16 protein-coding genes and 1 pseudogene are annotated in these 22,643 nt (G+C 54.5%); 5 read left to right on the forward strand and 12 right to left on the reverse strand.

All coding sequences use genetic code 11. The annotated features are described in order from the left end of the window. Positions 1 to 5: 5 nt before the first annotated feature. Together J4772_RS30850 and J4772_RS30855 are read right to left on the reverse strand one after the other, a co-directional pair. Complete coding sequence (locus tag J4772_RS30850) at positions 6 to 284, reverse strand: hypothetical protein (protein WP_209072831.1); 279 nt, start codon at positions 282 to 284, stop codon at positions 6 to 8. A gap of 91 nt (positions 285 to 375) precedes the next feature. Continuing rightward, positions 376 to 732: a LytTR family DNA-binding domain-containing protein gene (locus J4772_RS30855; protein WP_209072832.1), complete on the reverse strand. Its 357-nt coding sequence runs from the start codon at positions 730 to 732 to the stop codon at positions 376 to 378. A 285-nt stretch (positions 733 to 1,017) separates the two neighbouring features. Between J4772_RS30855 and J4772_RS30860 the strand changes: the two genes are divergently transcribed. After that, on the forward strand, positions 1,018 to 1,323 hold the full coding sequence (locus tag J4772_RS30860; protein ID WP_247741246.1) for a helix-turn-helix domain-containing protein: 306 nt from the start codon (positions 1,018 to 1,020) through the stop codon (positions 1,321 to 1,323). Positions 1,324 to 1,329: 6 nt separating this feature from the next. On the opposite strand, the gene J4772_RS30865 is transcribed toward J4772_RS30860, so the two are convergent. From J4772_RS30865 to J4772_RS30910, 10 genes are all read right to left on the reverse strand, one after another. Beyond that, positions 1,330 to 1,944, reverse strand: a complete 615-nt coding sequence (locus J4772_RS30865) for a hypothetical protein (protein WP_209072834.1) — start codon at positions 1,942 to 1,944, stop codon at positions 1,330 to 1,332. Between the two features lie 15 nt (positions 1,945 to 1,959). Next, a complete protein-coding gene (locus tag J4772_RS30870; RefSeq protein WP_209072835.1) occupies positions 1,960 to 2,691 on the reverse strand; it encodes a ZIP family metal transporter in 732 nt (243 codons plus the stop codon). Positions 2,692 to 2,866: 175 nt separating this feature from the next. Further along, positions 2,867 to 5,638, reverse strand: a complete 2,772-nt coding sequence (locus tag J4772_RS30875; RefSeq protein ID WP_209072836.1) for an alpha-mannosidase — start codon at positions 5,636 to 5,638, stop codon at positions 2,867 to 2,869. Between the two features lie 19 nt (positions 5,639 to 5,657). After that, on the reverse strand, positions 5,658 to 8,759 hold the full coding sequence (locus tag J4772_RS30880; RefSeq protein WP_209072837.1) for an alpha-amylase family protein: 3,102 nt from the start codon (positions 8,757 to 8,759) through the stop codon (positions 5,658 to 5,660). Then, a complete protein-coding gene (locus J4772_RS30885) occupies positions 8,752 to 10,077 on the reverse strand; it encodes a glycoside hydrolase family 125 protein (RefSeq protein ID WP_209072838.1) in 1,326 nt (441 codons plus the stop codon). Before J4772_RS30885 ends, J4772_RS30880 begins: the two co-directional genes overlap by 8 nt. Positions 10,078 to 10,125: 48 nt before the next feature. Further along, complete coding sequence (locus J4772_RS30890; protein WP_116062792.1) at positions 10,126 to 11,040, reverse strand: carbohydrate ABC transporter permease; 915 nt, start codon at positions 11,038 to 11,040, stop codon at positions 10,126 to 10,128. 24 nt (positions 11,041 to 11,064) lie between these two features. Then, the gene (locus J4772_RS30895) at positions 11,065 to 12,000 is read right to left on the reverse strand and encodes an ABC transporter permease (RefSeq protein WP_116062793.1); all 936 of its coding nucleotides are present in this window, start codon (positions 11,998 to 12,000) and stop codon (positions 11,065 to 11,067) included. Between the two features lie 90 nt (positions 12,001 to 12,090). After that, on the reverse strand, positions 12,091 to 13,575 hold the full coding sequence (locus J4772_RS30900; RefSeq protein WP_116062794.1) for an ABC transporter substrate-binding protein: 1,485 nt from the start codon (positions 13,573 to 13,575) through the stop codon (positions 12,091 to 12,093). A 195-nt stretch (positions 13,576 to 13,770) separates the two neighbouring features. Then, on the reverse strand, positions 13,771 to 15,282 hold the full coding sequence (locus J4772_RS30905) for a response regulator transcription factor (RefSeq protein WP_209072839.1): 1,512 nt from the start codon (positions 15,280 to 15,282) through the stop codon (positions 13,771 to 13,773). Then, the gene (locus tag J4772_RS30910) at positions 15,275 to 17,098 is read right to left on the reverse strand and encodes a sensor histidine kinase (protein ID WP_209072840.1); all 1,824 of its coding nucleotides are present in this window, start codon (positions 17,096 to 17,098) and stop codon (positions 15,275 to 15,277) included. The genes J4772_RS30905 and J4772_RS30910 overlap by 8 nt, the downstream gene beginning before the upstream one ends. Before the next feature lie 231 nt (positions 17,099 to 17,329). Between J4772_RS30910 and J4772_RS30915 the strand changes: the two genes are divergently transcribed. The 4 genes and pseudogenes from J4772_RS30915 to J4772_RS30925 all read left to right on the forward strand — a co-directional run bounded on the left by J4772_RS30915 (position 17,330) and on the right by J4772_RS30925 (position 22,535). Beyond that, the gene (locus tag J4772_RS30915; protein WP_116062797.1) at positions 17,330 to 18,457 is read left to right on the forward strand and encodes a transglutaminase domain-containing protein; all 1,128 of its coding nucleotides are present in this window, start codon (positions 17,330 to 17,332) and stop codon (positions 18,455 to 18,457) included. A gap of 982 nt (positions 18,458 to 19,439) precedes the next feature. Beyond that, positions 19,440 to 19,601, forward strand: a pseudogene (locus J4772_RS37695) (transposase); the annotation flags it as partial. Between the two features lie 18 nt (positions 19,602 to 19,619). Then, entirely contained in the window at positions 19,620 to 20,351 is a 732-nt protein-coding gene (locus J4772_RS30920; protein WP_247740901.1) for a hypothetical protein, read from the forward strand. A gap of 258 nt (positions 20,352 to 20,609) precedes the next feature. Further along, positions 20,610 to 22,535: a beta-N-acetylhexosaminidase gene (locus J4772_RS30925; protein WP_209072843.1), complete on the forward strand. Its 1,926-nt coding sequence runs from the start codon at positions 20,610 to 20,612 to the stop codon at positions 22,533 to 22,535. Positions 22,536 to 22,643: the final 108 nt, after the last annotated feature.

Raw genomic sequence — 22,643 nt, forward strand, 5'->3', positions numbered from 1 at the left:
ACGATTCAGAGGTGCCGCTGCAGCTCCGCTTTCCGAATGAGCCTGCGCGCCACGACGCTGCCACCGATCATTAAGGAGGAACAACAAAACAGGCCTACGGCCGCCACCGTTCGTTCGTCGGCGCCGAGGCCGGCCGCCACGGAACCGCCGGTTACCCCGCACGCGATTCCCAGCACGGCCGACAGCACGCCCAGCGCTTTGCCCACTGGGGACAAAGCGCCGATTGCGAGCGTCGTTATGCAAGCCAGAGAGGCCAACCCCGCCGATAACAGCAATAAGACCATACGATCACCCCGTCTAGTATATGAATTCCTTACTAGAATGGTCATGAATCGCACTCGCTAAACCGCCTATCGGCTATTTCTCTCTTAAGGATTACTCCTCGTCCGTTTTCACTTCGTTCAAGCTTTTCAAATAATGTTTAATTTGCTTCTGAGCCTTGCCCGACACGGGCGTAATCACCTCTCCGTTTCTCGTGCGCAGCTTGACGATATTCAAAATCCCGTCAAAAGCTTCTACGCGCTCCGGGTGAATCAGCGTTCCGCGATCCGTCCGTACGAACCCGGATTCCTCCAGCAAGTCGGACAATTCTTTAATCGTAGATATCATTTTATACTCGTCGTCATAGGAATAAATGGTCAGTTTTCCCTCTCCGTTCGTCTGTAAATAGACAATCTCCTTCACGTCCAGCAAGCGATGTTCCCCACTTGAGCTCAGCAACGGCAGCAGCATCCGTCTCCCCCCTTCCTGGCAGCTTGTTGCGCATAAGATTCTTCGGTACGGAGATGATACTCATTAATCGTATTAATTACAAAAAAAAGAACTGAATGTCTTGATTATAGCTTTAAATGCGATTTATGAATACTAATTTTCTAATAACTGTATCTTTCTACCGATTCATTACCTTTCTCCTCTTTTCTACACTGATAAGGAATGAATGAGAGGTGTGAACGATTGGCGAACGAGATTCTTAAGCTAGTCGGCCAACGCATACGGAGCCTGCGCAAGGAACGGGGAATGTCGCAGGAGCAGCTTGGAGAAAAGGGCGGCTTCCATTACTCCTATATTGGACAAATCGAACGGGGCGAGAAAAATGTTGCTCTGCTGAATCTGGCTAAAATCTCCGCAGCGCTGGAGGTTAGCTTGTCGCAGTTGTTCACTTATCTGGACGGGGAAGAGAAACGCACCGACTCGGAAAACGATCTTCAGGAAATCTTGTCGGCGCTGCGCTACCAGAAGCCCGATCAGGTTCGGTTGGTTCGCAATGTCGTACGGGAAATTCTCGGCGAAGGCGACCGCTATACGACGAACAAGCCGAATTAGGATTGGCTAATCCGATTTGGCATAGCGCAATATCGCGACAGCAGCCCGTTCTCGTCGGTCGGGATTATCGCTGCGAAGCGCCGCCTTAAGCACCGCCAGCGCCTCCGCGATCGTCTCGCGATCGACTTGCGGCAAGTCGCCGTCAGACGGCTTATCGAGCTGCGGGGCCAGCCATCGATCCAGCTGCGCTAACTGCGACGGATAAGCGAACAGCTTGAGCTGTCCGGGGGCATCCAGCGTGCCCTGTACGAGATCGTTCAGCTCCGAGCGAGGAATCCGACGCAGCCACGTCACTCCGCGGCGATGACAGGTTCCGTCCTCGCTAGTGTCGGACGACTCGACATAGAAATAATCCCCGACATCGCCGAGCATCACCGTGTCTCCATTCTCCAACAACACATAATCGCCGTCCTGCACGCCGTTTACGAATAGATCGATTTCCGCCGCCTCGCGTTCGCGCTCCGCAAACCCGCCGTCAGCCAATCTTGTCTCTATTTCGTGTCGGTCCGTACCTTCCAAATCGCCGATCCCCGGGTATCCGATGCTGACATAGTTGTCCTCAAGAAATTGTTTAACCTTTCCCTCAAGAGCCGGAATCGGCCGCAAACTATAGATTTTCATTCGCCGCGTCTCCCCTTATCCGAACCACTGGCTAATATACAGCATGATCAGCAGCCCCAAAATAAACGAGTAGGTCGAAACCCTTTCATACCCGTGCCCATGGCTTTCCGGAATGAGTTCCTTATAGGAGATAAACAGCATCGCTCCTGCGGCGAAAGCCAGCCCGTAACCGATCATGCCCTGAATGCCGCTTGCCGTAAAATAACCGACAACGGCCGAAACGGCCTCCATCAAGCCGGTGAAAAAAACGATGGCGAACGACCGCAACTTGCTGACTTTCGAGTTGATGAGAAATACGGCGAGGATAAGCCCTTCCGGCATGTTCTGAGCTCCGATCGAGATCGCCACCATCGGCCCTAGGCCATCGTTTTGACTGGCATAGCTAAAGCCCGTGCTCAGGCCTTCGGGAATGTTATGTATGAACAGCGCGATAATGACCAGCAGCGATTTCGAGTCGAAGGAGCTGACGCGGCTGTCGTTCTCGACGTCGATATGAGGGATGTTTTTCTCGATCAAATCGAGCACGACGACTCCGACCAACAGCCCGATCGTCAGTCCCAAAATGCCCGATTCCTTGATCGCCTGCGGCATAAGTCCGAACGCCGAGGCCGACACCATGATGCCTGCGGTAAACGCGATCAGAATATCCTTCCACTTCTCGGACAATCTGCGAATGAAAAAGATGGGAGCGGCCCCAACTACAGTAGCCATCGCCGAAATAAAGCTCCCCAGCAAAGCGGATTCCAAAACCGGATACACCCTTCCTGCCGATTACGTATGTGTCTTTTGATTCTAATTTGAAACGACCGCTATTGCAATGACCGCTTGCAGTTCCGAACCGCCGACCTATTCACGCACCTAAAAAACAGAGGGCCATCCCCCGGTCATCTCCTGACCGAAAGGGATAGCCCCCATAGCAAGCTTATTCAGATTGCGCAACGCCTAACGTGTAGATCTCGCATTTGCCGAGGCGAGCTTTCAGCGGCTCGTCGCGGTCGGCCGGCGTAACGTCCTCGCCTGCCTGTTCAAGCACATCGCTCTTATAGATGCGAGAGAAATCTCCTGTCATGTAGACGCTCAGCTCGCCTTCCGCCGGCTGCATGTTGTACCAGCGCAGCATCAGATCGCCGCTCTCCTCCGCAAGCTTCATCGACGAGAACGCGATGCCTTCGCCCTCCCAGTAAAGCGGCGCATTGATCGCAGCCAGCTTGCCGTCATGAATGTCGGTTTGGACAGCCGTCCACGGCACCTGGAACTGGTAGGCCAGCGCGAACGCTCCCGCGGCCGCCCCGTCGCCGGAATGCGGAATAATCGTCAGCTCGACCGTATGCTCGCCGAGACATTGCGCTTCCGGCGTCGGGAAGACGCCCCAGTCGCCAAGCTCGGACACGGAGCGCAGCAGCGTCACCGCAATCGTGTTGCGCCCGTCGCGCAGCACCTCGTACTCGTTCAGCCCGCGATTGGCGACCGTCAGGCCGCGCGAGCCGTCGCTGACGTCGGCGAACGCTTGCTGATGCTGCGTGTTGCTCGGGTTTTGCCACTCCGCGGACGGCTCGCTGGCGCGCACCGCCACTTCGAAGATCGCATCCGCGCGATGCTCGTTGGCCTGCAGATCGGTCGGGAACAGCGCGCGCACGCGATGATCCTTCGCCTGATTGTTGAACGTCGCCCGCACGCCGACGCCTTTGCCGTCACGCTCCAAGCTGACGACTGTACGAATAATCATCGGTACGGTATGCTCCACCCGCTGCGCCTTGCGCTCCGGATAGTAGACCGCCTCACGCTTTTCCTGCTCGAACAGCTCGTCCGCCGAAGCCGGAACCGCCCAATCGTGCACGATTTCGATCGAAGCGCGATACGGCGTATTTTCCAGCACCGTAATTTCCGCCGCCAGTCCTTTGGTCGTCAGCGGAGTCTCGCCATTCGGCTGCTTGTACATGTACTCGTTGCCGATGTCGCCCGTATCCTCGTAGACGAGCAGGTCGCGGTACACGCCGCCTGTCGCCTTGTCCTTCAACGCCAGCGAGCCGTCATCCGCGATCTCGACGCGCAGATGCTCGTTCTCCAGCACGCGGCTTCCGGACACCAACGCCGAAGCCGTCGCAGCTTCCGGCGCAACGCCGGCCTGAGCAGCCGCAGAGCCTTCCGCCCAAGCATAGGCTTTATGCCCAAGCGCAGGGACGCGATCGGCTTCGAGCACCAGCTTCACCCGACGCGCCCAGTAAGGCTGACGGAACTTGTCGTTCGGCAGATCGTAGCCGAATTGCAGACCAAGATCCTCCATCGTATGCGCGATCGCGCGACCTTCCGCATCGACAACGATGCGACCCGAAATATCCACCGCGTTCATGCGGCGGATCATCTCGTCCATCGCCACGCCGTCGCGGAAATAAATCCGTTCCGCGTCCAGCTCGATCTCCACCGTGCCGTCGCGCTCCCAGCCCGTCGTGTTGAACACGACGAACGGCACCGCACCGGCTCCATAGGCGGCAAACTCCGACGTATCGATCGCCTCGGCCAGCGCCTTCGCGCTCGCTTCCACAATCGTCTCGGCAACGTGCCGGCTCTTATCGAACCGCGTCACCATCTCGCGGTGAACCTCGTCCACGCTGCATCCGCAAATGCTGTCGTGCGGATGGTTTTGCATCAGCGTTTTCCACGCGTAGGTAAACAGATGGTGCGGATAAGTCGCGCCAGTCGCCGTAGCAGCGTAAGCGGCCAAAGGCTCGGCGACTTTCTCCAGCATCGCCTGCCCGAGCTGGTTCATCTGCTTCAAGTACACGCGCGCGGAAGCGGTGTTGACCAGCGTCGACCAGCCGTCCGTGCGCTGGCTGCGCAGCTCGCCCTTCACCACCGACAGCTCGGAGCTAAGCGCTCCCTCGACCGAAGCCAAATAATCCGCGAAGTTGGAGTGAACGAAGTCGGTGTCCGGGTACAGCTCGCGGGCAACGCGAATCGCCTCCGGCAGGTCGGTCTGAATCGGCTGGTGGTCGCAGCCGTTCATGTACAGCAGCTCGCCGGTAGACGCATATTTGCCTGCGTCGGCCAGCTTGCGTTCCCAGTAATCCCGAGCTTCCGTCGGATCGACCGGAACCTCGTTGCCGTTGCTGTACCAGTTGGCGAACAGAATGCCAAGCACGCGCGACCCGTCCGGACCTTCCCAGATCAGCTCGGAGAACGACGATTCATAATCGGAATCGGCGACCGTGTTATTGAAGCCCGTCGGCTTGACGCCGCGGCCAAAAATCGCGTTGCCGATGCCCGCCTGCCGCATCAGCTGCGGAGCCTGTCCCATGTTGCCGAACGTATCGGGGAAGTAGCCGACCTTGGAGATCGTGCCGTAACGTCCCGCATCCTGATGCCCGATCTGCAGGTTCCGCACATTGGCTTCGCTGCTCGTCAGAAACGCGTCCTGCAATATATACCACGGCCCGATATGGATGCGGCCTTCATGAATCAGCTTCTCCAGCCGTTCCCGGCGGTCGGGGCGAACCTGCAAGTAATCTTCCAGAATAATCGTCTGACCGTCGAGAAAAAAGCTGCGATACTCGGGATTGCTCTCGAGCGTATCCATCAGCGTGTCCATCAGCTCGATCAACCGGACGTGATGCTTCTCATAAGGCAAATACCATTCGCGGTCCCAATGGGTATGCGAGATAATATGCGCCGTTCTTCTGTTCGTGTTGTTTGTCATGCCGCAAGCTCCTTACCGTTTAGACATTTGCGGTTACGCGCACTTCCTCCGGCCGGTAGACGGATACGATCCGTCCTTCTCCGTCGGTTGCGAACAGCACCGCTCTTTCCCGTTCCACTTTGAAGGCGTACGAAACTCCCGTAAGCGTATCTCGAACTTGAACCGACGTATCGTAAGCGTACTCCGAGACGAAAACGAACAGCGAGCCGTCCCCGAATTTCAAGCGTCGCCCGTACACGCCCGGCAGATCGCCTTCGAGCCATTCCAAAGCCGCTTCATACCCGGACGCTTTCAGCGCGTAGGCATACAAAGCCGCAATCGGCTCCGAACGCTCGTTCAGCTCTATCGGCAGCGGACACCAGATCAGCTGTCCTTTGCCGTAAGCCGCCGCCACGACCGCGTCGGCCGCTACGATGTCTCCGCCGACCGCGCTCTCTTTGCACACTTCGGCGATACGGCGATTGCCGTAGGATACCGGATACAGCTTGTCTCCGATCAATAGCCGCTCCTCGCGAACGACGTTGCCCAGCTTCCGCTGACCGAACGTATCTGCAAGCCGGTCGACTGGCCGCCAGTAAGCATCGATGCCGAGCGGTCCCGTGTACAGCAGCGTCGCTCCGGTGCGAGCCACGTAGTCGAGCAGCTCCGCGAAAGCCTTGTCGTCCACGTTATGCGCCGAAGGCACGATGACGAGCTTGGCTGGAGCCGCTTCCAGCTCGTGAAGATGATACTCCGACACGCCGCGGAACGGTACATTCAATTCATAGCCAAGCACCCGCGTCAGCCGCGTCGTTGCTTCGAAGGCCAGCTTGCGGTTCGAGAAATCGTTAGAGTACGGGAATACGACAGCGATGTCCTCCAGCTCCCGATCCCGGAACAAACGACCGGCTTCCGCCATAAAGCTGCCGAAGCGATAGGAGACGTCCGCTTCCGGCTTCTCCGTTCCGTCGGCACGCAGCGCGCCGATATGCGACTCATTGGCGTTGTCCATGTAGAAATTCGTATTCCAGATCCAGTGGATGGCGCCCGCCCCGCCCGTTGCGAAAGCATAGGCGTACTTGCGCTCCAGCATGGCGCGCAATTCTTCCTCGCTGCGCTTGGCCAAGCCTTCCGGCGTCTCCACGTACATGATGCCCGTTTCCTGAACGACATTCGGCTTATAGGCCGTTTTGGCAAAAATGCCGTCCCACAGCAGATGGTCGTTCAGCCACCAGCTATGCACCGTCGTATAGTCCGCCGCTTCCTGGTAGAAGAACGGCGAAGGCCGCTGCGCTCCAAGCGCCTCGTCCTGGCCGACCGTAACGAGCTGGTTCGGACATTCGTCCTTGATCGCATCGTACAGTTCTTTCGCCCAGCGATTGTGCATGTCCATCGAGAACAGCACGTAGTCCAGCCAGCGCGTGCCTCTTTTGCCCGAATGCATATCCTGCACGTCGAAGTTGATCTCTCCCGGCTCAGGGAGGGTCGCAGCCGCGAAATTCGGCAGCTCGGCCGGCGTCATGCCCCAGTGCTCGCGCAGCTCTTCGATAGAGCCGTGACGCTTGGCCAGCCATTCCGCATATGCCGCCTTCTCGAATTCGTCGTGACAGGACCGAGGCCCGCTTGAAAAAATACGCTCCGGATCGAACATCGAAGGCTCGTTGATCAAATCCCAATCGATGTTCGCCGTCTCTTTGTGACGGCTGACGATCGCGCGGATAAAGCGCTTCTGCGCCTCCACGCTGCGCGGATCGAGAAACGGGTTTTTCCCTTCCCACGTCTCCGGCGTGAAAGAGAAAAACGTAAACGTCAGCTGCAAATCGTTTTTCTTAGCCGTCATAATGAAGGCATCGATGGCCCGCAGCACTTCCTCCGAAGCATGTCCGTCCACCTGCATAATATTGCGGTAAGCGGTCCAGATGCCGGTGCGAATCCAGTTGATGCCGGCTTTGCGCATTTGCGCCATATCCTTGTCCCATACCGCGGCATTCGGCAAAAACAAAAATTTACGAGCGACGTCGGACGTCATATACGTCATGCCGACAACCGGCATCGGTTGCCCGTCTTTCTCGAAATAGTCCCTGCCGGCGCGAATCGGGCTGCCCGATTTCAGCAGTTCCGCATCCGCCCCCCAGAAGCCTTGGCGCAGCGTGCGCCGCTCGCCGTCGGAGGCTTCCGCCTCGCACACGACAGCGTAGAAGCCGCCCTCCAGATCGATCGGCAGCGGAATGCGCTGCGCGCGGAACCCGTCCCCAACCGTTGCCGTCAATCGCTCATCATGCACGATCTTTCCGTCCGACTCTCGCACGACCCGCAGCGCAAACGTCCACTCGCGAGCCTGTCCGCCGCGTCCAAGCTTCTGAGCCTGAAGCGTCAGCATCGGCCGCTCGTGCAGCTCGTAGGAAGCGTAGTTCGGCTTCACCCACAGCTCGGTAACGCCCGCCGCGCAGAACGAAGCCCATTGCGCCAATGCCGCAAAGCCGCCGGATTCGGCGAAAGTATGCCCAAGCGGCTGGTTGACGAACAGCCAGCGTCCGCCGGCGAATTCGCCTCTCATGTTCTCCCACAGCACGACGGGGGCGGCCACTTCCCGTTCTTCGGACGAGATGCCCTTGACCAGCGGGTAAATCATGGCGTCCATCGGACCGGCCGAACCCATCTGGTGCGGCAGGTCGCTCGATTTGGTTACGTGCGGTACGAGGTTCCACGTATCCGCAACGTCCAGCAGCGCCTCGCTACCCCGGAACAACGGCAGATCGCCCGCCGCTTCCAGCTTCGCGACAGGCGCTGATTGAACCGGCAGCATCTCGTGAATGCGGAGCTGCCGATGGTATGCGGTTTGTTCGGCGCCGACCCGCCACTCGCCGTCCGCCAAGCGGACCGGGCGTCGGAACGGCGCGCCGCCGGCGCTGACCAGACCGCCGCCCCGTTTCAGGTAGGCGAGGATGGCTTCCCAAGCGTCGGCCGGAAAATAAGGAGCATGCAGCGTAACGAAGCTGCCTCCATCCAGGGTGGCAAGCAGCTCCGGCAGGCCGGCTGCGTCCGCAACCGTGCCCAGCTCCCGCAAGCGCTCCAAAGCTTCGCTTCCGAGCGCGGCCGCGCCCGGGAACGAAGGATCGTAAAAAATTATCGTATTAGTCATCCAGCAATCCCGCCTTCATCGCCTTATAGACAAGCTGAGAAAACAGACTGTTCGACCACGCGAACCATTTTCTCGTAAATTGGTTCGGATCGTCGGCATGGAAGCCTTCGTGCATATAACCTGTATCTGCGTCCGTAGCTTCCAGCAAAGCGATCATTTCCAGCTTTTCTTCCGCCGTTTGAGCCGTCAGCCCCTGCATGGACAGCGCCATATGCCAGATATAATCCGGCGGCGTATGCGGACTGCCGATGCCTTTGGCGACTTTGCCTTCGTAGTAGAACGGATTTTCTTTGCTCAGCGCAAAACGCCGCGTATTCTGATAGATCGGATCGTCCTCCGACACATAGCCCAAATAAGAAATCGAGATCAGTCCAGGCGTGCCCGCGTCGTCCATCAGACAGTAGTTGCCGAAACCGTCCGTCTCATATGCGTAGATCGGACCGAACTGCGGATGCCGGTAAATGCCGTACAGTTGAATGCCGTGATTCACTTCGCGCTCCAGCTTCGCCATCTCCTGCTCGAACGACAGGTCGCGGAATACGAACTCGGCGATTCCCCTCATTTGACGCAGCGTAACGACGAGGAACATGTTGTCCGGAATGTTGTAATGGAAATCGCAAGCGTCGTCGCTCGGACGGAAGCCGGACCAGACCATGCCCGTATAATTGATCGGCATGCCCAATCCGTCGTTCATCAGCGAATCGGTCGGAATGCCGTTATTGCGCTCGAAGCGGTAAGGAGATTGCTCGAAATGGCGCTTCTCTCTTTTCCACAGATCGACGGCTGTCCGCATCGCCTTCTTGAACTCGGAATCGAAAATGTCCGCCAGTCCCGTCTCCTTCCAATAAGCATAAGCCAGCCGCATCGAGAAGCAGATCGAGTCGAGCTCGAACTTGCGCTCCCATACCCATGGCGACGCGTCCGTAACGTCGTCCGCGTTCCAGTGCCAATCGTTATCCATTTCATTAAACGCATTGGCGTAAGGGTCAATCTGAATCAGCTTCATGTGCTGCTTGATCAGCCCGGAAATAATCCGCTGCAGGTCGGCGTCATCCTTGGCCAGCGGCACGTAGTGCATCACTTGCTCAACGGAGTCGCGCAGCCACATGGCCGGGATGTCTCCGGTGATGACGAACGTCGTGCCGTCGTCCTGCAGCTTGGTCGTTGTCTCCAGCGTATTCGGAAAACAGTTCTTGAACAGCTTTAGCAGTTTAGGACGGTGAGCCAATTTTTGCTCCGCTTCGGCGAGCACCTCTTGTACCGCACGCGGCAGTTCCAGCTTGGGCATAGCGATTTTGGGCAGTCGAAATTGTTCCATAGGTGTATGAATCCCTCCATAGCAGTAACATTTCTTCACACAGAGGCGTTATTCCTTCACAGCGCCTACAGTCAAGCCTTGAATAAAATAACGTTGGAAAAACGGATAAGCCAGAACGATCGGGCCGGTAGCCAGTACGACCATCGCCATCCGCGAGGTATCCTGAGGCATCGATTGCAGTACGCCTATGCCGATCGACGGATTGCTCGAATTTTGCAAAATAAACTGCATGCTGTTCTCGATGCGCATCAGCATCGACTGCAGCGGAACAATGCTCGGGTCCTCAATGTAGAGCAAGGCGTTAAACCAGTCGTTCCAGTAGCCCAGCGTGCTGAATAGGGCGATCGTCGCAAGACCGGGCAAAGCCAGCGGAATGACGAGCCGGAGGAAAATGCCGAACTCCCCCGCGCCGTCGATCCGTCCCGATTCGATAATCGCGTCGGGAATCATCGTGGAGAAAAAAGTCCGCATGATCATGATGTAGAAGGCGTTGACCGCCAGCGGCATAATCAGCGCCCAGATCGAGTTTTGCAAGCCGAGCAGCTTGGTCGTCACGATATAGGTCGGCACAAGACCCCCGTTAAACAGCATCGTGAAAAACGCGAAAAACGAGAAGAACGTTCTGTACTTAAAGCTCTTGCGCGAGATCGCATAAGCGAACAGCGAGATGAAGATGAGGCTAAGCACCGTTCCAACGATGGTAACGAAGACCGTTACCCCGTAAGAACGCAGCAGTTGATCTCCCGCCTTGAAAATGTATTTGTAAGCTTCGAGGCTCCATTTTTCCGGAAACAAGGAGTAGCCGTTCCGCGCCAGCGTCTTCTCGTCGGTGAACGACAGAATGACGATGAACAGAAACGGGAACACGCAGGCAAGCGAGAACAAGCCGGCGATCAAATTAAACGTAACGTTCAAGACTGGGCTAAGCCGGTGAAAATCGCGGGATTTCGCCAAAGAGGCCATAAGAGTTGCTCCTTTCTGCGCAAATTAGAAGAGCGCGTTGTCCTTGTTGAACTTGCGGACAATGTAGTTGGAGGTGATGACGAGCACGAAGCCGACCAGCGATTGATACAGTCCCGCCGCCGTGCTCATGCCGATCTCCCCGGTCGTCTTCAGACCGCGATAGACGTAAGTGTCGATAACGTTGGTGACGGAATAGAGCGTTCCGGAATCCCGCGTCACTTGGTAGAACAGACCGAAATCCGCGTAGAAAATGCGGCCGATCGCCAGCAGCGTCAAAATCGTCATCAGCGGCGTCAGCATCGGAATCGTAATGTTGCGGATTTGCTGCCACTTGTTCGCTCCGTCGATCATCGCCGCCTCGTACAGCGACTTGTCGATACCCATAATCGCGGCGAGATAGATGACGCTGTTATAGCCGAGCGATTTCCACGTAAAGACGAGCACGAGAATTAACGGCCAGTATGCCGGCTCGGAATACCACTGTACCGGGTCGGCCCCGAAGGCGGTAGCAATCCGGTTGACCATACCGCGATCGAAGCTGAGGAAGCTATATACGAAATAACCGACGATAACCCAGGACAGGAAGTACGGAAGGAACATCCCGGTCTGGTACCATTTCGCCAGTCTTTTGTTTGCGATTTCGGACAGAACGATCGCCATCGCAACGGCCAGAACGAGGCCGATGAAGATGAAAACCGCATTATAGAGAATCGTGTTGCGCGTAATAATGTAAGCGTCGTCGGTGCGGAACAGAAACTTGAAATTGTCGAAGCCGACCCATTTGCTGTTGATAATGCTGGACAGGAAGTTGCCGCTGAAACGGTATTCCTTAAACGAAATGATTGTTCCGAGCATCGGTAAGTAAGAAAAGCAGATAAACCATACGGTGGCGGGCAGGACCATCAGCAGCAACGCTCTGTTGCGGTTGACGTCTTTTAAATGGCGCCTTAAGGCTTTCATGAACAATCCCCCTTGCGCTGTAGAATACAAACGCGAACCTGATCGTGAAAAGCGGGCGAATGCCGATCATTCGCCCGCAATATTCACTTTTTACTTGTTGTTTGCGGCTTTCCAGGCGTCGATCTGGCTTTGCGCTTCGGCCATGATCTTATCCAGGCCGGCAGCTTTCATCTTCTCGATCGCTTGCGGCACGTATTTCTCAGGATCGACCGTACCGGTCATCAGCGGCGACCAGAATGCTTCCTTCGCATTCTGAACGGCTGCGATTTCTGTCGACACCTTCGAAGGATCGAAGTTAAAGCCGAGCAGGACGGCCGGTTTGCCTGAATCGTTGTACTTCTTGAACTCTTCCCACTTGTTTTCCGGATCGCCCTCGACCAGGTACGTCAGCATGACGTTTCCGAAGGAGAAGGTCGGCATATCGTAGTTTTTCGATTCCGGCAGGTTTTCCATATACTTATCGTCGAGCTTCTTGTAGTGAACTCCCTCGATACCGGAGTCGACCATGTTGCGCAGCACCGGATCAGTATTAAGCAAGTTCAGGAAGTCCATTGCCTTCTCCTTATGCTTGGAGTTGGCGGAAATCGCCTGCATGGAACCCATAACCGATACGTTGTAGATCAGCGCATCGCTTTGCGGGGTGGAGACGATCGGGTAGCCCGCGCTCATCGACCACACGTTGTCCGCGAACGGCTGCGTTGTAGCTTTGTCGGCAAACCATTGCCCCGTTGCAATGACATCCGTCGAAGACTCGAGCGTCGCCGCTTCCGTCGGAACGTAGCCGGCTTTGTAGTATTTGTTCATCGTTGCGAGCGCCTGCTTCATTTCCGGCGTTTCGAAGATGTTGACAACTTTGTAGCTCGTATCGTCCAGCTTAACGGCCAGCGGGAATTTCTCGATCAAGTAGTCGTACGGCACGTATGGTCCGTAGTTTTTGTCCACTTGAAGCGGCATCACGTCCGGATTGTTGGCCTTAACCGTTTTCAGCAGCGGCTCCAGGCTTTCCAGCGAGCGTACGCCGTCCAGGCTCAGATTGTTCTCTTCGAGAACCTTTTTATTGAAGCGCCATACTTCTTGAGCCGGAAGCTCTTTATTCGCCGGAACGCCGTAGTTTTTGCCGTCGACCTTGGAGCCTTCCAGGAACGCCGGATCCAGCACCTGCTTGATGCCTTGACCGTTCGTCTCCAGCAGCTCGTCGATCGGAGCGAATGCGCCTTTACGCGCGTTCTGCACATAATCGAACGCCCACGATGCCGTAAACATGATGTCCATATCCGAGCCGGAAGCAGTCAAAACCTGCATTTTCTGGTTGTAGTCGCCCCAGTCGATCATCGTCATTTTGACCGTTACGCCGATTTTCTCTTTCGTGTACTTGCTAACTTCCGCCATGACCTTGTCCACGTCTTTTTGCGGCGTGCCGATCGTGTACCAGCTCAGTTCAACCGCTTCGCCCTTGTTTTCGCCGGATGCGGAGGAGTTGTTTGCTGCTTTATTGTCTCCGCAAGCGCTCAGGAAGAGCGACGTGGCCAGAATCGACGTTAACCCGATCGAAAGTTTTTTGCGAGTGTTGCTCATGTTATGGCCTCCCTTATCTGTCTGCACTAGTATGTTGCATCTTCATTTTGAATATTAAAGGATGAAAACATTTTCAAAAATATTAGAAACCAAAGATTCCATGGACAAACTAAACAAAACAACAAAAGACGCTAAACTTCGAGTCGTGATGTCGACTTGAAGCTTAGCGTCCATTCGATGCGACCGGCGACTGCCTTACAGCAGCCCCTTATACTCGCTGGGCACAATCCCGACGTGCTTTTTGAACTGTTTGTAAAAATAACCGATCTCCCAGTAGCCCACCTGTCGAGCGATTTCGTTCACCTTCAGAGGACTTTCCAGCAGCATCGCCTTAGCTTTGCCGATCCGATACTTATTCACGTAATCTGCGAACGTCTCGCCCGTCTGTTTGTGGAACAATTGTCCAAGATAGTTGGGATGAATATGGTACGTCTGCCCAAGCGATTTGAGCGTCATGGAATCCGCGTAATGCGTCTCAATGTGCCGCAGCACCTGCTTTATTACCGGGCTCATATCTTCACCCGCAAACGAATCGGCGGAAAATGTCGCCGCTGCCGTCACCGCTTCCTCTAGCGCCTCCATCGTATCCGCGCCGACGGCCCGATCCAGCGCGCTTCGGTACGCTTCGGCTGCATCGGGCCGATTCAGCTTGTCGGTCTCCAGCTTCATTCGGATGATCAGCTCGACGGCAGCCCCTTTGGCGCGCATCAATTCGACGCCGACGGCTCGGATGGCAGCGAAATCGGCGGCAATCCGGTGCAGCAGCTCGGTCTTGTCTTTGGAGACGAATTCCTTCGCGTAGGCTTCCCATTCCATCAGGCCTTCGGACAGGGCAAAATCGGAAGCAGAAGGGAGTGCGTTGCAGTCGATGTAGTGGCGGTCCGGCGCGATCAGAAACATTTGCTGCGCGCGTCTGGCCTGCTCGTAGCTCTCTCCGGCTGCCTCGGTCGGCTTTCCCCCGCCTAGCGAAATGCGCAAGCGCCCCTCACCGGCCTCCGCGAGCCCAAGCAGCTTTTTCTCGGCCATCCTCCTGCCCTCGTCCGGACTGTCCATACCGAATATGGCGATCGTATCGTCTTCTTCCGCATCTTTGAACAGGATGACGGCTTCCTCGTCCGCGAGCAGCTTCTCCACCTTGTCGCAGCCTTCGTCCCCACCCCCGGAACAACGGACAATCGCCACTGCCGAATAGGGCTTCTCCAGCCGAATGTCCAGCATTTCCAGTCTTTCCGCCAGTTCCGCCGCCCCGATTTTCCCCGTCAACCAGCGCTTCATAACGTTGTCCCGCAAAATTCCGAGCTCATCCTCGCCGAAAGCCCGCTCGGGCCGCGCTGCGTTCAGCTTGTCGACCGTGTCGCGCAGCGTCGCTCGCAGCTCTTCGAAATGGACGGGCTTGAGCAAATAATTTTCGATGCCGAGGCGCATGCCTTCCTTCAAATAATCGAATTCGTTATAGCCGCTCAGAATAATGACCTTAAGCCCGGGCAGCAGCTCGCGAGCTTCCCGGATCAGCGTCAAGCCGTCCATAACCGGCATCGAGATGTCGGTAATCAGAATGTCCGTCGGCACTTGTCGCAGCAGCTCCAGCGCCTGTTTTCCGTTCTCCGCGCTGCCGACGACCTCCAGTCCGAAGTCCGACCAGTCGAGCGCGTCGCTCAGCCCTTCGGTTATAAACGGTTCGTCGTCGACGAGCAGCACGTTATACATCGTCCGATTCCGCCCCTTTCTTCTCTAACGGCCATACCGCCGTAACCGTCGTTCCTTCTCCCGGTTTGCTCTCTATATCGACTCCGTAGGATGGTCCGTAAGCCAGCTTCAACCGTTCGTTCACGCTGCGCAGGCCGAACGATTCTCCTTCGGCGGCTTCCGGAGTCTCCAGTCCGCCAACGATCGCCTTAAGCTTGTTCGGCTCTATGCCTTTGCCATTGTCGCGCAGTTGCGCGACAATCCGTCCGCCATCTCCGAATACCCGGATTTCCAGTACATTATCCTTTCGCTCCGGATCTAGCCCGTGCAGGACGTAGTTTTCCGCCAACGGCTGCAGCAGCAGCTTAAAGATAACGATTCCCGCCAGCTCCGGCTCGCATTCGATCGAATAGGTAAACTTATCTTTATATCGGATGCGAAACAGCTCCAAGTATAGCCTGCACATTTCCAGTTCCTCGCGCAGCGCGCAGTCCGGACTTGCGCTGACTGAGTTGCGGAACAGCGCCGCCAGGCTGTAGATCATCTCCGCAACGTCCTCTGCCCCGCGAGACATCGCCCGCATCCGGATGACCTCAAGCGTATTGTACAGAAAATGAGGCTTGATCCTTGCCTGCAGCGCGGACAGCTCGGTTTGCTTCATCCTGATTTCCGCCTTGTATTCCCGATCGATCCGGCGATTCAGCTCGTCCAGCATCTCATTAAAGCTATGAGAAATTTGCCCGAGCTCGTCTTCTCGCGGATCCTGCAAACGCGCGGTCAGATTGCCTCCCTCGACCTTCTTCATGAAGAGAACGATCTGGTTTGCTCTTCTGGCCACGCTGGCGATAACAAGAGAAGGAATAACAATCGCTACAGCGATGCAAATCATCGCGATGAGAATGATCGTCCTCTTAAGGCCGGCGTAAGCTTGGACGACTTCATCAACCGGCGAGATGCCTACGACGACGTAGCCCGCTTTGTTTTGCGATAACGCGGAAATATAGGAAGGCTCGTCCAGCGTCTCGATCGTATTCAGCGACCGGAGCTGCTCCATATAGGGGAAGTCGGCGTCGTAATAACGATTGGACGTATCCATCATCACTCGCCCCTCTGGCGTAAGGACAAGAATCGTTCCATTAAAAGGAATTCGGTTCTGTTCCAGCACCCGGTTAACCATACCGGCGTCAAAGTAGACGTGCAGCTCCCCGATGTTTTCCAAGGAATTCTTATCGTTAAGACGGGCGCGAATTCCATAGAGCTGAGAATTCCATTGTCCGATTGTCTTGCGGATCCAGACGTTGGGCGCGAACGCGGCCGTACCTTCAGCAGCCATAATCTCCGGGATGTAGGAGCGGGTGGCGTTCACGTCATACAACCGCCCCATTCCGTTGGCATCGTAGACGTACATCGTCTGCTTTTGCGAGCTGTAAAGAATGACGTTCTGAATGTCGGGATCCGTCTCCCTTCGTCTGGACAAATAGTTCAAAACGTCCGTCGAGCCTCCCCCCTCATAATTTTGTTCCAACATATGCTGAACATAATCGGGGTAGGTGTGCTTAAGAAAATACGAAGCGTTGCTCGCCAGCGCGTCATTCCGGTAAAGCTCCGACACCACGCCCTGCAGCCAATCGTATTTTTGCTCAATATAACGGTTAACTCGATCCATCGCTTGCTTCTGATTGTTAAGCTCGCCTTCGACGACCGAAGCGGACATGAGCCGATACAGCAAAACGGAAAAAGTAATAATCGTCGCGTTAACGATGACCGCGAACACGAGAATTACTTTGACAAATAAATGGTTGCGAATGTAGTTGCGGTAGAGCTTCCCGAGTTTCATCCTGTTGTCCTCTCTCGCGCAGGATTCGATCTGCGACCATCATAGCAGATCGGCCGTAAGAAACCCAGCGCCTCCCATGGGAAGACCATTCTAAACCTGTCTGCTGCCGAATAAAGATGTACGGCCGAACGAGCGGTATGCTATATTACGATTATAACCCGTTCGGCTGAATATCGATGCCGTCGGGACGCAGCCTCGACGCTCGACGATACGAGAGAGGACACGACGACTATGAACGACAAACTGAAAGCTTTGCTCGCTTCCTCGCTCTTGTTGGGTATTCTGCTGATCACGGCAGGGTGCAAATCTCTCCAAATCATTTACGCCGCTGACGCCGCATCGTCTCAAGCGCGAATGCAGCAAGATATTCTAACCGCGCTCAGCCAACGACAAAGCTCCATTCAATTGAAATACGTCGGCAATAAGAACTCATCTCTCAAACAGGAAATCAAGGACATCTTAGAGGCCGCTATTCGTACCGACGATTACTTGCACTATACCGTTAAGACCTACAAGTATAAAGCATCGATACAAGGAAACTACGCAACTATCGACTTCAGCTTTACTTACTGGGAGTCGCAAGCGCAAACTGCGGAAGTTCGCAGACAGGTTGCATCCATTGTTAAACGAATTATAACCCCCGGCATGAACGACCATCAGAAAGTCAAAGCCGTTCACGACTGGGTCGTTGCGAATTTGGCCTACGACACTCGACTTGTTTCCCATTCCGCCTACGATGGGTTGGTAGACGGATCGACCGTGTGTCAAGGCTATGCTCTGTTGACCTATGAAATGATGAAGCAAGCGGGAATTCCCGTGAAGATCGCGGAAGGCACTTCTAGAGGGAGAGCCCATACGTGGAATCTTGTGCAAATCGGAGGAAAATGGTACCACCTCGACACGACCTGGAACGATCCTGTTCCGGACGCTCCCGGCAAGGTTCAATACGGCTATTATAATCTGACCGATGCCCAGATCCGGGTCGATCACAAATGGTCCGCCTCCTCTGGATATCCAGCCGCCTCGTTCGATTACGGCCAAGCGATTTCGGCGCTCGCCGTTAAGGGTACGGGTATGGCCGCTTTTTACCGCCAGCTGCACGACCTGATGGGTTATGCTTATCTCGGGGACGCCTACACCGCTTCCAACGTCTCCGAACTGACAGATCGAATCCGGGAAGCCGCCGACAACGGCGATTCCGAGCTTATCGTTCGCTATACTAAGGGAGTCACGGTCGCTTCGGATCTTAAAAAAGCGTTTAATGCCCAATCCGGCACATCGCGCATCAGCTACACACTCGAGGATTATACTCGCACTCCGGCCAACGACAAGCTTCTTCGCATTACGCTTCATCGCTAAATCCCTTTAAAATGCCAAAGCCCCGACCATGAACCTACATGGTCGAGGCTAGAGTTGCGGTAAGCTATTCATTTGTACTCGTTCCAACCTCCGATACATGCGTCGCATGCACTTCAAATTAATCTTCCCTGAACATGCTTGGCATGTAACCATTCACGTTCTTCTTACTTATGTGTTGCTTAATTCGTTAATTCACTTTCTTCGGATACCCGCATGCCGGGAGGTATGCTGGCACGCTTCGCCTTTCGCTACGTCATCGGATGATTCTCCCTTCTTCCCGTCGTGTATATTGTCAGTTCAGGCGAGTAATTATTGGGGGTGAGCCGGACCGTCTTATTTGTTGCTGCGAGACGCCGTTTGGTCACCTGAGCTTCGCCTGAAGCAGGACAATCATTGTTGTTGTAATCTTTGTTTCTTGGTTGCTTCTGTCTTTATTATAGTATATCGCCTAATTAAATTAAATATTCAGATAATTCTGTTTTAGTTGAAATTGAAGTGATTTTCCAGCCTATCGTCTTGCATAATCGCTCTCCCTCAATCTTTCGCGTTTTTTCGACTTCTTGTTGTATTCGTTGTTTTCGCCGCTTATGGCCATTATCCCTTTGTCTCAGATTTTCTCTACACTCACCCCGTTTCACCATCTCAGTTCACGTCAGTTACCTCAATTCACCTAAGATAACCTCCTTTTGCTCGAACAGTATTTCCTTTTTTCACCTTATGGCCATTATCCCTCTCCCTCAGAAAATATACGAATCAGCCAACCCGCTTGTCCCCGCCAGCACTCAAAAATGACAAAAAACTAACCATTATTGATTCAGAATTTATTACTTTTTCTCCCCCAATTCCACCATGAAAATCTTGTAAATAATTCAAAAATGATTTATAATAAGAACATAAGTTCCCATCGATAAAACTGTCCGTTCTCTCGCCTCAAATTAATCGTTAAAGAAAGCGGGTGGCTTCCATTTCTACCCCTAACGAGATGACGTTTGAGCAATTCTGTTCCCGATTCGCTACAGAGACCCAGTGTGTTAAGGCTTTATTTCATTCCCGCTGGCCCCAAGGATTCATTTGCCCAAGCTGCAGCCATCGCGAACATTACGAAATCCGCACCCGCCGGTTACCTTTATACGAATGCCGCTCCTGCCGCCGCCAAACCTCTTTGATCGTCGGTACGATCATGGAAGGCAGCCGTACACCTCTGACCCTATGGTTCCAAGCTTTATTTCTTCATGCCCGCCCGCAGGGAGTCAGCGCATCTCGTCTAGCTTCCGTTATCGGCACTACCTATAAGACCGCATGGCTGATCTGTCATAAAATACGCCACGCCATGATGAGCTTCGATTCGCAAGAACTGCTTTCCGGAATCGTGAGAGTCAATTGCGGTGGATACGGCCGCCCGCACAATCCGACGGTTTTCCGGCATCCGCAGGAGCAGCCTCTAATTCTCGGAGGAACGATCTCCGCCGAAGCTGGGGTCGTCCACCTCAAAATCAAACAAGTCCCCGATCGCCATCTCATCAATGATCGGATTACTTCTTTGGGAAGTCACGATTTCATCCAAAAACATGTCGATTCCGCGAAAGCGGAAGTCACCACCGTCATTCAAAAATTCAGCGGTCAGAGGTACCGGCCGCTTCTTCAGATCGCCTTGGATGCGTCCAACTGGATCAACTGGAAATTTTGCGGCATAGGCCCCAAGCATCTTCAAGCATATCTTGATCAATACAGCTTCGGGTACAACCAACAACGGCGAAACACCGATCCTTTTCAGGTATTGCTGCGGCATAGCGCCATAACTTCCACACTCACCTATCCCAACTTAATTCGTCGTGAAGATCATTCCGATCAACGCAAAATTACGTACAAGAGATTACTCCAAGAAGCCTGTTAATCGTCTTCCACTCCCCAATGTTGCCTGTGCATGATACATAGAGAAGCTTCCCATTGCCGACAGTCTCTAAGCCACTTACCTGAGCGACTGGGATAATGGCCATAAGCGCGAAAATAGATAGGTTCAGCAACTCCGACTCCAATTTCTCCCCCAACTAGTCCCTACACAAAACTATTGCATTCCTACCCGCCATCGGATAGCATGAAATCTGAACAATATAACGTTATAATGTTTTAGTTTTTTAGGGAGGCACATGAAATGAAATTGCGCTTCGAAGGTCAAGTCGAGCAGTTGCTGCCAGGAATCAAGCTCTTGGCTTCCGATTTAGGAATCGAGTTGCATGAGGACGGAGCGTTAGTGCGCGTGGGGTCGTCTCCCGCCGAGAACGAATTGGAAATCGGTTTGGAAAATGGGCAAGGATATATGCGCTACGGTAAAAAACATCAATTTTTCCGCGGACTCGGTTTATTTGTTCAGCACAGCCGCCTCCACGATTCGTTCAACCTTCGAGAAAAGCAGCAATTCGAGCTGGTCGGACCTATGTTCGATCTGTCTCGCAACGCCGTACTGACGGTCGATGGCTTCAAGCTTATGCTGAACAAGCTGGCGTTAATGGGAATGAACAGCGTCATGCTGTATATGGAAGATACATACGAGGTTTCTAGCGAGCCTTATTTCGGTTATATGAGAGGTCGCTATTCGCATGCCGAGCTGCGGGAAATCGACGATTATGCCGATTTGTTCGGTATCGAGGCGTTTCCTAGCATTCAGACGCTCGCCCATCTAGAAGAGTTCCTGAAGTGGCAGACAGTATGGCATTATCGGGATACGAAAGGAGCGCTGCTCGTCGGAGAGGAACGCACGAACAAGCTGGTCGAGAACATGATCGAAGCAGCTAGCTCGCCTTTCCGCAGCCGTAAAATCCATGTAGGGATGGACGAGGCGGAGGAGCTGGGCCGGGGAAAATATTTGGACAAAAACGGCTACGGAAACCGATTCGACATCATGGCGGCTCATTTGGACACAGTGCTCTCTGTCACGCGCCGACTCGGCTTGAAGCCGATGATCTGGAGCGATATGTTTCTGAAGCTGGCCGTCGGCAACGCCGGAACCGAAAGCAATTACTATGATCAAAACACGACAATTCCGGAGGAGATGGCCAGGAGAATTCCCAAAGACGTCGATATGGTGTACTGGGACTACGTGCATACGGAGCCGGAGCATTACGAGCGCGTAATCGCCAATCATCGGCCGCTGGGATGCAATGTCGTTTTTGCCGGGGCTGTGTGGATTTTCAATACGTTCGGCGTCAACTATGGGTTGTCGCTCGGAGCAACCGATGTCGCGTTGCAGGCGTGTAAAAAAGAAGGCATTCGCGAAGTGTATGCGACAATGTGGGGCGACGATGGCAACGAGAGTAATCCGTTCGCGGCGCTGCTCGGCCTGCAGCTCTATGCGGAACACGCCTACACCGAAGGCAGTCCGGCGTCGGATCGGCTGGCTGAAAGGGTTAAGCTGTGTACGGGAATCGAAGCGAATGCCTTTCTTCAATTCAAGTATTTGGACGAAACTCCGGGATCGGAACCCAACAATAGCAAGCAAAGCAATCCTTCCAAATTTCTGCTGTATCAGGACGTGTTGTTAGGTCAATTCGACAAGCAGATCGAGGGTTTGGAGATGAACGCTCATTATAAATGGCTGGAGTCGCAAATTCGCGCCCATCGCAATCCGAGTGCAGAGCTGGATTATTTGTTCGACGTGCCGGAGAAGCTGAGTGCCGTGCTCAAGCGGAAGAGCGAATGCGGACTCTCTCTTAAGCGAGCCTACGACATGAAGGACATGGATGCGCTGAGGCATATCGCAACGATAGAACTGCCTGCGATCGCTGACGCGGTTCGACAATTGCGGGGGGCTCACCGCACCCAATGGCTCCGCATGTTCAAGCCGTTCGGTTGGGAAGTGCTCGACATCCGATACGGAGGCGTCGTTAACCGGCTTGAGACCGCTTCTTTCAGGCTCCTCGATTACGTAGAGGGCCGCATTGACAGAATTGAAGAGCTGGAGCAGGAAAGGCTGCTATTTAACGCCACCAACCGTTTCAATAACAAAGGCGCCGGATGGTGCAGCTATTACTATCGAATGGCCTCCCCGAACGTGTTTTTTCACGTCATTAATCCTTTCTAGAATTAACAAATGTAGCTTGAGACTGCTGCCGGGCCTCCAACACAAAAAAAACCCCCGCGAGGGGGGACATGGGGGTCGGCAAGCTTATTACTCTTGCCGCCAGTTACT

Source organism: Cohnella sp. LGH (assembly GCF_017671885.1).
Lineage (GTDB): Bacteria > Bacillota > Bacilli > Paenibacillales > Paenibacillaceae > Cohnella > Cohnella phaseoli.

Bases quoted from the DNA above. Each gene is read 5' to 3' on its own strand.
- J4772_RS30850 (WP_209072831.1), bottom strand. From the start codon at position 284: ATGGTCTTATTGCTGTTATCGGCGGGGTTGGCCTCTCTGGCTTGCATA.
- J4772_RS30855 (WP_209072832.1), bottom strand. From the start codon at position 732: ATGCTGCTGCCGTTGCTGAGCTCAAGTGGGGAACATCGCTTGCTGGAC.
- J4772_RS30860 (WP_247741246.1), top strand. From the start codon at position 1,018: ATGTCGCAGGAGCAGCTTGGAGAAAAGGGCGGCTTCCATTACTCCTAT.
- J4772_RS30865 (WP_209072834.1), bottom strand. From the start codon at position 1,944: ATGAAAATCTATAGTTTGCGGCCGATTCCGGCTCTTGAGGGAAAGGTT.
- J4772_RS30875 (WP_209072836.1), bottom strand. From the start codon at position 5,638: ATGACAAACAACACGAACAGAAGAACGGCGCATATTATCTCGCATACC.
- J4772_RS30880 (WP_209072837.1), bottom strand. From the start codon at position 8,759: ATGACTAATACGATAATTTTTTACGATCCTTCGTTCCCGGGCGCGGCC.
- J4772_RS30885 (WP_209072838.1), bottom strand. From the start codon at position 10,077: ATGGAACAATTTCGACTGCCCAAAATCGCTATGCCCAAGCTGGAACTG.
- J4772_RS30890 (WP_116062792.1), bottom strand. From the start codon at position 11,040: ATGGCCTCTTTGGCGAAATCCCGCGATTTTCACCGGCTTAGCCCAGTC.
- J4772_RS30895 (WP_116062793.1), bottom strand. From the start codon at position 12,000: ATGAAAGCCTTAAGGCGCCATTTAAAAGACGTCAACCGCAACAGAGCG.
- J4772_RS30900 (WP_116062794.1), bottom strand. From the start codon at position 13,575: ATGAGCAACACTCGCAAAAAACTTTCGATCGGGTTAACGTCGATTCTG.
- J4772_RS30905 (WP_209072839.1), bottom strand. From the start codon at position 15,282: ATGTATAACGTGCTGCTCGTCGACGACGAACCGTTTATAACCGAAGGG.
- J4772_RS30910 (WP_209072840.1), bottom strand. From the start codon at position 17,098: ATGAAACTCGGGAAGCTCTACCGCAACTACATTCGCAACCATTTATTT.
- J4772_RS30915 (WP_116062797.1), top strand. From the start codon at position 17,330: ATGAACGACAAACTGAAAGCTTTGCTCGCTTCCTCGCTCTTGTTGGGT.
- J4772_RS30925 (WP_209072843.1), top strand. From the start codon at position 20,610: ATGAAATTGCGCTTCGAAGGTCAAGTCGAGCAGTTGCTGCCAGGAATC.